The organism is Bacillus sp. FJAT-49711 (genome assembly GCF_018343715.1).
Taxonomy (GTDB): domain Bacteria; phylum Bacillota; class Bacilli; order Bacillales; family Bacillaceae_C; genus Lederbergia.
Genome location: NZ_JAGYPL010000003.1, coordinates 358957 through 373710 on the forward strand (window position 1 = coordinate 358957; position 14754 = coordinate 373710).

The window sequence follows — 14754 nt, forward strand, 5'->3', positions numbered from 1 at the left end:
CCCATTTACGGGTAGTAAAAAAGCATCACTGTAAACTTCGATCAGAACCTACCAATCATGAACAGCACATACTTTCTTATAAAGGGGCATTCAACATTCATATTTATCTCATTTTGGGGAAGAATAAACTATGTTGTAAAACAAAGTTAGATAAGAGGTGCCGTAAATGGATAAAGATATTTCCTACGGAAGTGATTACAAGTTTATTCCTGCTACATCTATCGGGAGTGGAGTTGGAATGGAGGTATTGCCAGATTTATATTGTTACACAATTCAAATTGTTAATATTATATTAGTCGGCAATCCAAAAAATCAAGAATTTGTCCTAGTTGACACGGGTATGCCTCACTCTGCCAACGAAATTAAAGCTGTTATTGAAGAGCGATTTGGAAAAGACCGTAAACCTAAAGCGATTATACTGACTCACGGGCACTTTGATCATGTAGGTACGGTCGTTGATTTAGTGAAGGAATGGCAAGTTCCAGTATATGCTCATGAACTCGAAATTCCTTATTTAACAGGGAAGAAGAGTTATCCCGACCCTGACCCTACTGTTGAAGGGGGAATGGTTGCGAAAATGTCACCGATGTTTCCGAATGAACCGATTAATTTAGGGAATCATGTAGAAACATTCCCTTCTGATGGCAGTGTTCCTCACATGCCTGATTTCAGATGGATTCATACACCTGGACATGCACCAGGACATGTATCCTTTTTTAGAGAAAAGGACCGGGCATTAATAGCAGGAGATGCATTCATTACCGTTAAACAAGATTCTCTTTATAAAGTGTTTACACAAGAACTAGAAATAAATGGACCTCCAAGATACTTAACAACTGATTGGCAAGCAGCATCGGAATCTGTAAAAAAATTGGAAGCACTAAAACCAAGTGTCGCAATAACGGGACATGGTGTGCCTATCTCAGGTGAAACTCTGACAGACAGTTTGCAAAAATTAGTCCAAAATTTCGATCAGATCGCCATTCCTGATTACGGGAAGTATGTTGATAAAAACATACATTAACTAACCCCTTCCTGAAACACGTCTACCCACTGGGCTATCGAATAATTCCCTAAAAAATCTGGAGGTAAACAGCTCGTTTTCCCCTCCAGATTTTTTATTTTTAATCGTATATACATTTATTCGAATTAGATTTAAGCATCTTGATCCTCCATGATGTCACATCCTTTTTAATGTGCTTTAACATCATCCTCCATAATAATCTTCACCTTCGTTTCTTATACGTGAGGCTACATTATTCATTACAACTGTTTCTTCAGAATTTCATGTCTGAAGATAATTCTAATGCTTTCTTGGGTATATAAGAACAGGGAGGTATGTAGATGATCTATATAGATACGGTAATGAAACTTGTACTTGGTTTATTAGCCCTGCTCATAGTTACAAGGCTTCTTGGTAAAAAAGAAATGGGTCAGTTTACACCTTTTGATTTCGTGTACGCTTTAATTCTAGGAGCTCTTTTAGAAGAAAGTTTATACGATGATAAGATTTCTATTTTTCAAATGCTGTTTGGCGTTGCGGTTTGGGGGATACTTATTTACATCGTTGAAGTGCTTGCTGTAAAAAGTAGTAAAATCAGAAGAATTTTAAAAGGAGATCCTTCCACCATCGTTCGGGATGGCAATTTAGATATGAAGGCTATGAAAAAGAATCATATTGAGATGGAACAATTACGCACAATGATGCGAGAACAAGGAGTTTTTTCCCTTAGCGAAGTGCGGGATTTAATTTTAGAGCCTGGAGGAAACATCAGCATTAAAAAACATCCACATACCGAACCACCTACAGCAAAAGTGCTAAATATCGAAGTCGCTGATGAAGCACCTTCCATCTTGCTTGTCGATGAGGGCAGGATAAAGAAAGAAAATCTGCTTTATGCAGGTAAAACATCTGAATGGCTGCAGGCAGAGTTTCAAAAAGAAGGATATTCTACTTCTGAAATCTTTTTCGCGGAATGGTCTGATACAAATGGTTTTTTTATAAAAACATTCGAAGAGTGCAACGGTGATTGATTGTGAATTTATTTTTTTGATACTTTTTCAATCGTAAAGGCGACCGAATTCCTGGTCGCCTTCCTTCATGATGACTTCCCGTTTAAATATTTGCGACTACTGGATTTGTCCTCAAGGAAAAAAACTGTATAAACTATCCGTTATACACGCTTTTTCATTTGAGCGCCTATTTCTTTTCCCTCGCCAATTTCTTGCGATCTTTTGTTCCTGGAGGCTGTTCAAGCCAACTATGTTTGATCATTGTCGTTGCTCCGTCTTTGGCAAACTGAGCAATCTCTAACGATAATCGTTCATAATTGAGTACTAGATCACTTCTTTGGCTTGCTGCTGCAGCCGTTGCATAGTTTCCAATACCTGCTGCACTTAACAACGACATTTGAAACATCATTAATTTATCCGAAAATGTTTGCGTAGTTGAATTACTAATCGCCACATCTGGTAACTGCGGTGTTTCAATGTCATTTTCTAGAAGAATCGAAGTGAAAATTTTAATATGCTTGCCTGATATCTCTTTGCCACGCAGCATGTACTCTTGTATTTCCTTCGTTGGCGAAGTTTGAGCAAAACTAAGACTTAATTTCACTCCTACCGCATTAGTCATTACATTCATATACAAATGGGAAATTTCAACCGCATTTAATGGTCTTTTGCTACTTAATGGATTTAGCCCACTTAAATATTTTTTACTATCGATATAATCGATTTCATTTGGCACTTCAATAAAAGGATGTCTTGCATTGATGCCTTTTAACAGGGCTGTATTCAGCGATTGATTGAATAAAGTGGAAGTGTTGATTAACCCTTTTGTGAAATAATCCCTTAAATCTTCTCTAGAACACATGGATACAAACCCTCCATAACCGAGAAGACCCACTTTTGCCATATGATTCACATATGTTAAACAAAATGTATCAGAATAAAGCCAAGGTGAGTTCATATGCACATCGTTTGCACCGAAACCAGTTGGAGGAGCAAATTGTTCTTGTTGAAAAATAGTCATTAACTGTTTCATATTGTTCATGGACAACTCGTAAGCAAACTGCACAATAGGTTTTATTTCCGCATCCTCAATATGTTTTAACATTTGCTCTAAAAAATATCTAGCCATACTATCATTCATATATGCAGTCCAAAGTGAAGCAATTTCTGAAGATGTTAAAGGAATTTTATTTTCCCTCATATCGTTAACCTCCAAATTAGGATGTTTTCCTTTTTTAATCATGTTCATAAGTTTTCCCTTCTTGGAAATACTATACGATGACTACCTTGACAAGGAGGCGACTTAATGACAAGTCATGACCATATAAGACTAACTTCCAGTGAATTATCCAATTTTTTTATGTCGTATTTACAAGATACATTAGTCATTTGTGTAACTTCCTATTTTTTAGAGCATGTTGAAGATCCCGATATTAAAGCTTGCGTTAAATATGCTTTGGAATTATCGGAAGCGCATGTTGACATTGATAGGAATCTTTTTGAAGCGGAAGGTCTGCCAACACCTGTCGGATTTACAGAGCAAGATGTAAATGTAAAGGCACCAAGAATTTTTAGTGACGAGATGATTCTTCAGTATGTCACAAATTTAGGAATGATCGGAATGAGTGCATACAGTACTTGCCTCGCAAATTCAACCCGACTTGATATTCGTGAACACTTCACTGCCTGTTTACAATCTTCTGCAGAATTGTATAATCGTTCAGCAAATGTATTGTTGGAAAAAGGGCTATATATTCGCCCCCCTTATATTCCATATCCTAAATTAAGTGAATTTGTTGAAGAACAGAATTTTTTAGCAGGTTGGATAGGGAATCAAAGACCTTTAACAAGCACAGAGATTTCATTTTTATTTTTAAATTTGTTTCGCAATACACTTGGAGGAGCGTATTTAACTGGATTTGCCCAAATAGCCGATTCAAGAGAAGTTCGCAAATTCATGACAAGAGGGGCAGAAATTGCTAAACACCATGGAGCGGTTTTCAGTAAGTTTTTATCTGAAAGTAATATAACAACTCCTGTTTCATGGAGTTTAACTGTAACAACTAATCAAGAACCTGTATTTTCCGATAAATTGCTTATGTTTCATACGAATGCCTTAAATAATGCTGGAATGGCTTATTATGGCCAAAGTTTAGCAGGAAGCCCGCGGAAGGATTTGGCAACTGCTTATAGCCGGTTAATGACTGAAATTGGGGAGTATATAACAGATGGAACGCAAATTATGATTTCTAAAGGTTGGTTCGAGAAGGCACCATCCGCACCTGACCGCAAAGATTTGGCAAAGGGTTAAAACGATGTGGATGCAAAAGAAAAGTTATTATGGAGCATTGCCCTCCCCGGCTTTGGACAATTATTAAACGGTAAATATATTAAGGGAATTGTACTGATTTTATTAGAGTTCATCGTTAACGTTAAAGGAAACTTCAATATTGTTATTATGTCTAGTTTTCATGGCGATATCGAAACTGCCATTAACCAAGCTAATTTTCAATGGCTCATGTTCTACCCGTGTCTTTATTTTTTTGCAATGTGGGACGCATATAAAGATGCGGGAGGCGGGAAAGAAAAATATTCATCTTTTCCTTTCGCATTTTCAGCTTACTTTGTAACGATAGGAACCATTTTTTCAACGAAGGTTAAATTATTTGGCATACTAATTGGACCAATTTGGCTACCTATCTTAAGCGTCATTCCGGGTTTACTTGTCGGTTTTATCTTAAAAAAAATATTAAAACAAAGCACATAAATAAACGGCAAAATATTAGCTTTGCCGTTTATTTATTATTTTATTTAAAATAATAAATGTGAAAATAAGCAAAGGGTAAAAGACTAGAATTACTTTTTCTACTAAGATAATGGGACTGAACGGACGAAACCAGTCATGAATGGCACTGCGCAAGCTAAAACCTAAAAAAAAGAAATCAATACTTAAGCTTAAAAACATTAAAGCCGCAATTAGCAACAATAAAATCCCTATTATTTTCAACTATGATTACTTCCCTTCCGTTCATTTCCTACTCACTAAGATTAATTTTAAGAAAGACTTAAAAAAGCTTATGATTCCTTACTTATAAAAAAAGGGTGATATGGGTAAAAAGGAAAGTGTGAACTCATTATAGAGTTTGCATAAAGGAAGTGATCAATTCGTGGAAAAAGCGAAAATTAGCCCGTTGCAATTATTTTTCCTTATTTTGTTATTTCAGCTTGGTAGTGCTTTGCTTGTTCCGCTTGCGATAGAAGCTAAACAAGACGCATGGATTTCCATTTTGCTTGCAACAGTAGGCGGTATATTCATTTTTTTAATTTATTACCGACTTTATTTATACTATCCTAAAGTGCTGCCGACTACTTATGTCCAAAAGATCATTGGTGTATTTTTTGGACGAGTTATTGCTTTTATTTATATCGTTTTCTTTTTATATCTAGCTGCAAGGGTGCTAAGAGATTTCGGAGAAATGTTGGCAGTAGTCGGTTACCGCGAAACCCCGCTCTCTGTTGACAACTTATTGCTTATCCTCGTAGTTGTTTATAGTGTTCGTAAAGGAATCGAAGTGTTGGCAAGAAGCGGTGAAATCTTTTCAGTCTTCATTTACCTTCTTGCTATAAGCGGATTTATATTAGTGATGTCTTCAAAATTAATTGATTTTGATAAGTTGAAGCCTTTTTTAGAGTATGGATTATGGCCAATTTTAAAAGTATCTTTAACTCAAGTAGTCTTTTTTCCATTCGGAGAAATATTTGCATTTTCCATGATTCTTCCTTATTTAAGTAATCCAAAAAAGGCTAAAATCACCGGTATCCTTGCCATCGTATTAACTGGAATAAACTTGGCCATCGTCATGGCCGTGAATATTAGTGTCCTTGGCGTTGATGGAGTTTCACGATCTTTATTTCCTCTTCTTGCAACGATACAAACCATTAATATAGGATTTTTAGAACGTTTAGACATTTTCTTTATGCTCGCCTTAATCATTTTAGGTTTTTTTAAGATTAGTATATATGTATATGCAGCTATTATCGGGATCGCTGATTTGTTTAACTTTAATCGACAATCAGTACTGGCTTTCCCTATTGGATTTGTTGTTTGGCTTTTCTCTATAGCAATCGCAAGCAATGTGACGGAACATATGCAAGAAGGACTAAATATTGTTCCCTTTTATTTACATCTCCCATTTCAAATCATTTTTCCACTTTTTATTTTGATCATTGCGTTTTTTAAAAATAGATGATGCCAAGTATACTGTTTTATACTTGGCATTTTTATACTATTTATTATCCATTTGATACATAAATGGACTGCTTCTTAAACCTGGTCGGATAATAGAAGCATCGACCTTAACTTTTACCTTTACATTCGGAAAGTGAGTTTCATTCCAATCATGCCTTAACGTCTTCCACGCATCAGGATGGGAACGATGTACCTTCTCACCAAATCCTAGTACATCCGTTTGGTTTTCTTGGGCTAAACGAATCGCTAAATGGATTTTCTCCTTAATTTCTTTCTCAACCTTTTTTTCAATTTCATCTTGTACCCCCTTTTCATTTAAATTAATTGGAACATTCACTTCCCCTAAATCCCCCTTCACTTTAATTAAAATTGAAAAACTCGGCTCACCATTATCCACATTAACTGAAAATTTCACCTTGTCGCGCATTACCTGGTATGTAATGATTCCTTTGTTTTTCCATCTTATAGATACATTTGTTTCTTCTATTTTATCTAGTAGCCACATAATTCCTATAGCTTTATTTTCAGGAACAAAGTCAATTAATTTCTCCCCTTTAAAAAGAGCCATTCCGTCAGCTTCAAGAGTTGTCTTAGGCTTAGTACTATGTAAATTTTCTAATTGCATTCCGTCTTTTACATCTCCATTAATTTTATAGACGGGGACGATAGGCTCTTTACCCGTAGCAGTTAAGTTTTCAATCATATTACGAACACTGACTGCCATATTCCCTCCCCATCTTCTTTGAGAAAATGTAAGAGTTTCAATAATTTTGGTGGAGGGAATTTTATCGATTGGCGTTGTAATAGATAGTAAGTCTTCAGCTGTTGTTCCATGGGCAATAACTAATTTGGTTGTAGTACGAAACTGGACATCCCGATCCAAAGCATCTAATATTTCTGTTACTCCTTCTTCTTTTGCAAATTCCTCGCCTATCACAACGAGGTTTGTATGGGAATAATATAATAATCTGGATGCTTTAGTAGATGCGTGTCTGCTCACTTCTACGACGCTTTTTCCAGCTGCTGTATAAACTGTCACAGCTGCTCCCTCACCTGCAGAACCACCCTGCAGACCCCCGGCCACATTTGATGGGTTAACTATTTGAAATGTTCCTATTAATTCTCCGTCTTCACCTTTATCGATGCCGAGTGCTGTAACAAAAGCAATATCTGTCAATTCTTTTTGGCTTCCACATCCCGAGAGCAACATAACAAGAACAAGTAAAAAGGTCATTTTAATTTTCATTTTTGTCACCTTTGCTTTTATTCCGTTTATACATTCCCCGGTTGATTGGAGGCCTCGGCCTCGGCATATGTGCACCGTGTAGATTTTCTTCCGGATTCATAATTAAGTTAGCCCTTTCCCTTGTTACCCATATTGGCATTTTTATAAAAGTATCACCCAAATTACCAGGAGACAATGGGGCAAATGGTGTCATGTAAGGAACCCCAAAAGAACGTAAACTGCATAAATGAACAATTAATATAATGATGCCAAGAATAACACCGTAAAACCCAAATATCGCAGCTACCCCCATAAATAGAAAGCGAACCAATCGCGCTGATATTGCCATAGCAAAGGATGGAGTTGCAAAATTGGCGATCGCTGTAATTGAAACAATGATTACCATTGCAGGTGAGACGATTCCTGCTTGAACGGCGGCTTGCCCAATTACAAGCGCACCCACAATGGAGATCGCTGAGCCGACAGCCCTTGGCATTCGAACTCCAGCTTCTCGCAATATTTCAAAGGTAATTTCCATTAACACGGCCTCAACAAATGCTGGAAATGGCACCGACTCACGCTGAGCTGCAATAATAATGACTAACTGGGTAGGAATCATTTCCTGATGAAAGGTCGTCCCCGCGATATATATAGCTGGAGCCATAATGGAGATAAAAAAAGTTAGAACCCTTAACAAGCGTAACGCGCTTGCAATATCAAAGCGGGCATAATAATCTTCCACAGCTTGAAAAAACTGTATAAATACGGCGGGAGCAATAAGAACAAAAGGCGTACCATCAATAAAGATGGCAATTCTCCCTTCAAGAATATTTCCAGATATAGCATCAGGTCTTTCGGTATGGTACAACGTCGGAAAGGTAGTCATCGTTTGATCTTCAATTAATTGCTCAATATAACCAGATTCCAAAATACTATCAATTTCAATTTTATTTAATCGGCTCCGAACTTCTTCTACAATTTTTGGATTAACGACTCCGTTTAAGTACATGATTGAAACATCTGTTTTAGTTTGTTTCCCAATTTTCATGCTTTCAACCCATAATTCTGGGTTCCTGATCCGACGTCTTACAAGAGCTATATTCGTCTCGATGGATTCTGTAAAACCATCCCTCGGCCCACGAACAGACACTTGGCTCTCGGGTTGCTCGACAGACCGTTGGTTGCCACCTCTCGTACTGGCAATTAATGCTTTATTCTCACCATCGACCATGATCAAGGTGTCTCCATCCATTAATGATTGAAACAATCCATCCCAACGGCTCGCTATATTTAATGCACCAAGTGTTACGCCATGGGCAGCTAAAAAATTTAATAAGTGTTGTGGGGAGCCACTATACGTTTCCTGATTGTCCATAATGGGCTCAACAACAAATTTATTGATTGTATCTTCATCAACAATTCCCTCAACGTACACAATCGCAATTTCTGTTTTTGGTTCTACACCAGGATTCAAAGTCCTTATTGTTATATCTGGACTATTACCTGTTTTATTTTTAATCATCTCTAAATTATCTTTTAAAGACGCATATAGCCCTTGTTCCAATTGATTATTTGGTTTTGCATATTCTTGTTGTTTTTGATTATTTTTTTTGAAAAATGAGGGCATGTTTTTCGGGACCTTTCATTGGCTTTTATTCATCGTTTTATCCATATAAATGAGTTAATATACAATAGTGGACTAAAGAAACATGTACTTTGTTGGCTTACCTCTAGTCGGATTTACATTAGTGGGTGTAGCCAAATCAATGCTGGATTTAGACTGTGATTAGTTTGGCACTACAATTGTGACAACCACTCTGTTTACTAAGCGGATCAAGCTCTTGCACACAACAATTGTGACAACCAATCTGTTTACTGAGCGGATCGAGCTCTTGCACACATCAATTGAGGCAACCACTCTGTTTACTGAGCGGATCAAGATCTTGCGCACTACAATTGTGACAACCACTCTGTTTACTAAGCGCAACGAGCACTTGCGCTCAACAATTGTGACAACCACTCTTTTTACTGAGCGGATCGAGCTCTTGCGCTCAACAATTGTGACAACCAATCTGTTTACTGAGCGCAACGAGCTTTTGCGCACTACAATTGTGACAACCACTCAATTTCCTGAGCGGATCGACTCCTTGCGCACTACAATTGTGACAATCACTCTTTTTACTGAGCGAATCAAGCTCTTGCGCACTACAATTGTGACAACCACTCTTTTTCCCGAGCGGATCGACTCCTTGCGCACTAAAATTGTGGCAACCACTCTGTTTACTGAGCGGATCGAGCTCTTGCACACATCAATTGAGGCAACCACTCTGTTTACTGAGCGGATCAAGATCTTGCGCACTACAATTGTGACAACCACTCTGTTTACTAAGCGCAACGAGCACTTGCGCTCAACAATTGTGACAACCACTCTGTTTACTGAGCGGATCGAGCTCTTGCGCTCAACAATTGTGACAACCAATCTGTTTACTGAGCGCAACGAGCTTTTGCGCACTACAATTGTGACAACCACTCTGTTTACTGAGCGGATCGAGCTCTTGCGCTCAACAATTGTGACAACCACTCTGTTTACTGAGCGCAACGAGCTTTTGCGCACTACAATTGTGGCAACCACTCTATTTACTGAGCGGATCGAGCTCTTGCGCACTACAATTGTGACAACCACTCTGTTTACTGAGCAGATCGAGCTCTTGCGCACTACAATTGTGACAACCACTCAATTTACTGAGCGTATCGACTCCTTGCGCACAACAATTGTGGCAACCACTCGATTTTCCTTGGCGTATCTATCGATTAAAGCATCTAAAGTACCTTTATCTATCCCACGTGGTATTCGAGCAAAGTGGTTTTTAACTTCCACCAAAAAAATAAAAGGAGCTCCCGGTAGAAAGCTCCTTTCTTTTTATTCTCCGTGATGATTTTCTCTAAAGAAATAGATTTTTTCTTCTTTAAAAGGGAACAGCTTCATTTCCCTTGCCTTTTCACCATGATTCATCATAATTTCGTGGAAGATCTCTTTTGGAGTTTTACCTTCTGTATCAACTCCTAGTTTTTCCGCAGCATTATAAATCATCTTATCATGGACTTCTTTACCCAATTCGTTTATATCTTTTCCTTCTGTAGGAATACCCATTTCTTTAGCATATTTTAAAACTTTTGCTTTATAAATTTCTCGTTTGATTTGTTTAAAGTCCTTACCTTTTGTTGAAATCCCAAATTCCTGTGCTTCTTTTTTGAGTTTTGCCTCTTTTACTTCCTTCATAATTGTTTTATCATCTTTGCCTTTTGTACTAATCCCCCACTCTTTCGCAATCTTCATTGTCCATACATGACGGATTTCTTTCTTTAATGTTTCTATATCTTTTCCTTCTGTACTGATTCCGAGTGCTTCAGCATGCTTTTTAATATACGCTTCCTTCAATTCCTTATGAAGAGTTTGCGCATCTTTGCCTTCGGTTGAGATTCCCATTTCATTTGCTTTTTGTTTTAGCAGCTCAAGATCGTGGGTAAATTCACCTTTATGATGATAGTTCCCGATTTTTTTGTGTACTTGACTTCCATCTTCCGCATATACAGTTCCAGTTGATACTATTCCTAACAATAGTGCAACAGAAAGTATATACGCCAAACCTTTCATTTTCATCTTGCCATTCCTCCTTCATTAATCAATTTCACATTTTTTAGCATGCCCGAGGTTCTTAACAAAAATGTTTGGAATTGGAAAATTTATAGAAATAATGAAGGATTGAACATAAAATTGGAGGTTTAGCTTAATTTGTCTGATTCAAAAACTGAATTAAGGAGCCGCTGCTTTTCATTTTCAGGTTTAACCTTCTTTAATAGAAAAAACCTGATACGCTTTAGTCGTTTTTGACTTTTTGCGTATCAGGCACATTTTCGAAAGCTTAGTCCCTTTAAGAAACCTTTAAATTATTTTTAATATCATATTTGGCTTTTATTCCTTCAAGCCATGGTTGGTATTCAGTTTGGAGCTTTTGGTTAAACAAAGTATCTTCAATTTCTTCTTTATGATCTTCGTATTTTGCTTCTTTTGCTGCTTTTTTGCCTGTTACTTTGATGATATGGTAACCATGTTCAGATTTGACGGGATCACTGATATCTCCAATTTCCATCGAAAAAGCGGCATCCTCGAATTCTTTTACCATTTTCCCTTTTGCGAAGTAGCCTAAATCTCCACCGTTTTCGGCACTACCAGTATCAGTTGAATATTCTTTTGCAAGTTCTGCGAAATCTTTTCCTTCTTTAATTTTTTTCTCTACTTCCTCAGCTTTCTTTTCATCTTCAACTAAAATATGGCTAGCTTGTACTTGTTCTTTTTCGTCAAAAGAATCTTTATTTTCATCAAAATATTTTTTCATTTCATCTTCAGTTATTTTTATTTTCGGTTCTAGCATTTTTTTAATGGATAAATATTGAACGACTTCCTCTTCAATATTTTTTTTCGTAATTCCACTTTGCTGAAGAGCTGCTTCAAACGCGTCTTTCCCGCCATATTGCTCAACATAAGAATCCATTTCTTTCTGTTTTTCCTTGTCAGAAATCGATATCTTTTCCTTTTTAGCTTCCAATTCAATGACTTTTTTCTCAATCATTGAATTCAGAGTATTTTGTCCATACTGTTTTACAAGTGCATCATTCAATTCGGCTTGAGTGATTTTTTCACCGCCAACATTAGCAACGATTTCCCTTTTTGAAAAAGCAGCCCCGAAAATAGCAGCTAGTCCTATTACAATTAATATAATGACACTAATCGTGAATTTTTTACTTGATTTTTTCTCCATCCTTTTTCCCCCTTAAGACCTCAATAAAATTAGCATATCTAGAAAATATGAACAAAGTATTAACAAGATTTTAAATCAATATGAAGAAAAGCGGAACCCCCACTTTTAACTTTTTCTATTTAAACGGAAATTTTAATATAAACTTTGTTCCTTTTTCTTTTTCACTAGACACTTCTATTTCACCATTATGCAAATTTACTAACTGCTTTACGATCGATAATCCAAGACCAAACTCTCCGTAAGGATTGGTCGTTCTTGAAAGCATGGCTTTGTAAAATCGCCCCCAAATTTTCTCTATTTCTTCCGGATCAATGCCGATTCCGTTATCTTCAATTTCTATCACTGCTTGGTCAGACTCCGTTCTGCCTCTTAGTATAATAAGTCCATTTTCAGTGAATTGGATGCTATTTTTAATAATATTGATTAAAATTTGTGTAAGTCTATCGTAATCCGCATGAACGACTGCATCTTCATCTGCTTCAACAATGATTTTATTATGTTTTTCCTCTGCTAATATGTCTAGCTGTTCTTTAATGATTTCAAGCATTTCTTTTAATTGAATATCTTGTTTATACAGCTTGATTTGATTAGAGCGAATTTTTTCATAGTCAAGATTTTCATTTACAAGACGGATTAGCCTTTTTGTTTCATTGCTAGCAAGCTGCATTCCTTTTTCCTTTTCAGACTCGGGGATCATATCATTTCGAATACCTTCAATGACACCGCTAATGGTCGTAAGCGGGGTTCTTAATTCGTGTGAAACATCCGCCATAAACTGACGCCTGCGGTTCTCGAGACTTTCAATCTCTTCCATTGAAATATTTAATTTCTCTACCATTTTATTAAAATCTTTGGAGAGCTCTCCGATTTCATCGAAATCCGATGAAGGTATGCGAACGGAATAATCCCCGCCCGCAACAAGTGAAGTTGCTTCTCGGAGCCTTTTAATTCTTTTCACATGAAAAGCCGCCAATATCCAGCTAAGCATTAAAGCTACGACCGAAGCAATCAGTACAGTGTATAATAAGAACTCATTAATTTGCGAAATTACTTGCCTTGATCCTTTTATGGGTGAGGCTAGCAATATCCCTCCAACGAATTGATTATTATGAATATACGGAAGCAATACAAATGTAACTCCTTCTTCCAACCGATTAAAGTCTTGTTTAACATCAACCTTGTAACCTTGTTTAATTTTATTCCATTCTTCATCCTTCAATTCGACAATTGGAGTTCTTCCTATTGAGTAAATGATGGCTGAGCTTTGATCAAACAGGCTGTATTGGATGTCGCGGCCGGCGAGTACACGTCCATATTCTGAAAGGATCGTTTGAGAATTCCCTCGATTTCTTTCCAAATCTCGTAATATATTTTGACCGTATGAAGTTAGCTCATCAATTTTATTTTCGTAAACAAAGTTTTTCATAAAATGAGAAAAGAGAAGGCTTAATATTAAAAAAGCAATAATGATAACACCAACGTGACTTGCTAGCTGCTGATATAAGTATTTAATTCTCATGTTCGAGGATAACTTCCTTCTTCAAATTTGTATCCAACACCCCATACCGTCTGAAAAAAAGAATGATCAGCATTATCAATTTTATTGCGCAAGCGCTTAATATGGACGTCAACTGTACGGTCATCTCCGTAAAATTGATATCCCCAAACTTTTTCGAGAAGCTGTTCACGAGAAAAAACTTGCCGTGGATGCTGGACAAAGTGATACAGTAAATCAAATTCTTTTGGAGTTAAATTCGTTATAGGATCACCGTCAAGAAATACCTCTCTCGTATTTTTATTAATTTTAAAATGTGCTGTTTCAATAACATCGGTTTCTATTTTTTGATCCTTTTGCGGATGGTACCTCCTTGAAACAGCCTTGATTCTAGCCATAAGCGCCAATGGGCTAAACGGCTTCGTCACATAATCGTCAGCTCCCATTTCCAGACCAAGCACTTGATCCGATTCACTGTCTTTAGCGGTCAACATAATAATCGGAACTGATTTATTTTCCTGCCTAATTTTGCGGCAAATTGTCACTCCATCCATATTTGGCAACATCCAATCTATAATTAAACAATCCCATTCCTCATGAATGGCGCGATGATAACCTTCCAAACCGTCCTTTACAAATACTCCATTAATATTTTCTTTTGCAAAAAACATTTCAATCATCGAGGCGACACTTTCGTTATCTTCAATTACTAATATTCTCATTGCGGCTACACCACCTTGACCCTTTCCTTTTAACTTAAAACGAAATCTAAAATTTAGCAAGAAAAGCATAAACGAATGTTTAGCGATGCATAGACCCACCGGAAGCAGGTCATTCTAGGAAAACATAAAAACGCGAAGATTTCCTTTTTTTAAGGAAACAACTACACAACATAAAATAAATATACTAGGTGCTAGGCACTAAGCTAAGCAGCAAGAAGACCTCTTACTTA

The 14754-nt window shown here is 36.9% G+C and carries 14 protein-coding genes; 6 read left to right on the forward strand and 8 right to left on the reverse strand.

Features of this window, described 5'->3' with window-relative positions:
- Nucleotides 1-166 precede the first annotated feature (166 nt).
- Nucleotides 167-1024: an MBL fold metallo-hydrolase gene (locus KHA96_RS15750; protein WP_213130266.1), complete on the forward strand. Its 858-nt coding sequence runs from the start codon at nucleotides 167-169 to the stop codon at nucleotides 1022-1024.
- A gap of 320 nt (nucleotides 1025-1344) precedes the next feature.
- On the forward strand, nucleotides 1345-2034 hold the full coding sequence (locus tag KHA96_RS15755; RefSeq protein ID WP_213130267.1) for a DUF421 domain-containing protein: 690 nt from the start codon (nucleotides 1345-1347) through the stop codon (nucleotides 2032-2034).
- A gap of 166 nt (nucleotides 2035-2200) precedes the next feature.
- Here KHA96_RS15755 and KHA96_RS15760 read toward each other — a convergent pair whose 3' ends face one another.
- Nucleotides 2201-3214, reverse strand: a complete 1014-nt coding sequence (locus KHA96_RS15760) for a DUF3231 family protein (RefSeq protein WP_213130644.1) — start codon at nucleotides 3212-3214, stop codon at nucleotides 2201-2203.
- 105 nt (nucleotides 3215-3319) lie between these two features.
- On the opposite strand from KHA96_RS15760, the gene KHA96_RS15765 reads away from it, so the two are divergent.
- Nucleotides 3320-4324 (forward strand): DUF3231 family protein, encoded by a 1005-nt coding sequence (locus KHA96_RS15765; RefSeq protein ID WP_213130268.1) that lies wholly within the window; start codon nucleotides 3320-3322, stop codon nucleotides 4322-4324.
- A 6-nt stretch (nucleotides 4325-4330) separates the two neighbouring features.
- Nucleotides 4331-4780, forward strand: coding sequence for a hypothetical protein (locus tag KHA96_RS15770; RefSeq protein WP_213130269.1), 450 nt, complete (start codon nucleotides 4331-4333; stop codon nucleotides 4778-4780).
- A 15-nt stretch (nucleotides 4781-4795) separates the two neighbouring features.
- Here KHA96_RS15770 and KHA96_RS15775 read toward each other — a convergent pair whose 3' ends face one another.
- On the reverse strand, nucleotides 4796-5020 hold the full coding sequence (locus KHA96_RS15775; RefSeq protein ID WP_213130270.1) for a YczF family membrane protein: 225 nt from the start codon (nucleotides 5018-5020) through the stop codon (nucleotides 4796-4798).
- A 160-nt stretch (nucleotides 5021-5180) separates the two neighbouring features.
- Between KHA96_RS15775 and KHA96_RS15780 the strand changes: the two genes are divergently transcribed.
- A complete protein-coding gene (locus KHA96_RS15780; protein WP_213130271.1) occupies nucleotides 5181-6263 on the forward strand; it encodes a GerAB/ArcD/ProY family transporter in 1083 nt (360 codons plus the stop codon).
- Nucleotides 6264-6299: 36 nt separating this feature from the next.
- On the opposite strand, the gene KHA96_RS15785 is transcribed toward KHA96_RS15780, so the two are convergent.
- Nucleotides 6300-7508, reverse strand: coding sequence for a Ger(x)C family spore germination protein (locus tag KHA96_RS15785; protein ID WP_213130272.1), 1209 nt, complete (start codon nucleotides 7506-7508; stop codon nucleotides 6300-6302).
- A complete protein-coding gene (locus tag KHA96_RS15790) occupies nucleotides 7498-9114 on the reverse strand; it encodes a spore germination protein (protein WP_213130273.1) in 1617 nt (538 codons plus the stop codon). Before KHA96_RS15790 ends, KHA96_RS15785 begins: the two co-directional genes overlap by 11 nt.
- Nucleotides 9115-9328: 214 nt before the next feature.
- On the opposite strand from KHA96_RS15790, the gene KHA96_RS15795 reads away from it, so the two are divergent.
- Nucleotides 9329-10420, forward strand: a complete 1092-nt coding sequence (locus tag KHA96_RS15795) for a hypothetical protein (protein ID WP_213130274.1) — start codon at nucleotides 9329-9331, stop codon at nucleotides 10418-10420.
- Here KHA96_RS15795 and KHA96_RS15800 read toward each other — a convergent pair.
- From KHA96_RS15800 to KHA96_RS15815, 4 genes are all read right to left on the reverse strand, one after another.
- Nucleotides 10408-11148, reverse strand: coding sequence for a hypothetical protein (locus tag KHA96_RS15800; protein WP_213130275.1), 741 nt, complete (start codon nucleotides 11146-11148; stop codon nucleotides 10408-10410). The two genes, KHA96_RS15795 and KHA96_RS15800, sit on opposite strands and share 13 nt — an antisense overlap.
- A 271-nt stretch (nucleotides 11149-11419) precedes the next feature.
- Nucleotides 11420-12307 carry a foldase protein PrsA gene (locus KHA96_RS15805; protein ID WP_213130276.1) on the reverse strand — a complete coding sequence of 296 codons (888 nt, stop codon included), beginning with the start codon at nucleotides 12305-12307 and terminating at the stop codon, nucleotides 11420-11422.
- Between the two features lie 115 nt (nucleotides 12308-12422).
- Nucleotides 12423-13826: a sensor histidine kinase gene (locus KHA96_RS15810; RefSeq protein WP_213130277.1), complete on the reverse strand. Its 1404-nt coding sequence runs from the start codon at nucleotides 13824-13826 to the stop codon at nucleotides 12423-12425.
- A complete protein-coding gene (locus KHA96_RS15815) occupies nucleotides 13823-14524 on the reverse strand; it encodes a response regulator transcription factor (protein WP_213130278.1) in 702 nt (233 codons plus the stop codon). The genes KHA96_RS15810 and KHA96_RS15815 overlap by 4 nt, the downstream gene beginning before the upstream one ends.
- Nucleotides 14525-14754: the final 230 nt, after the last annotated feature.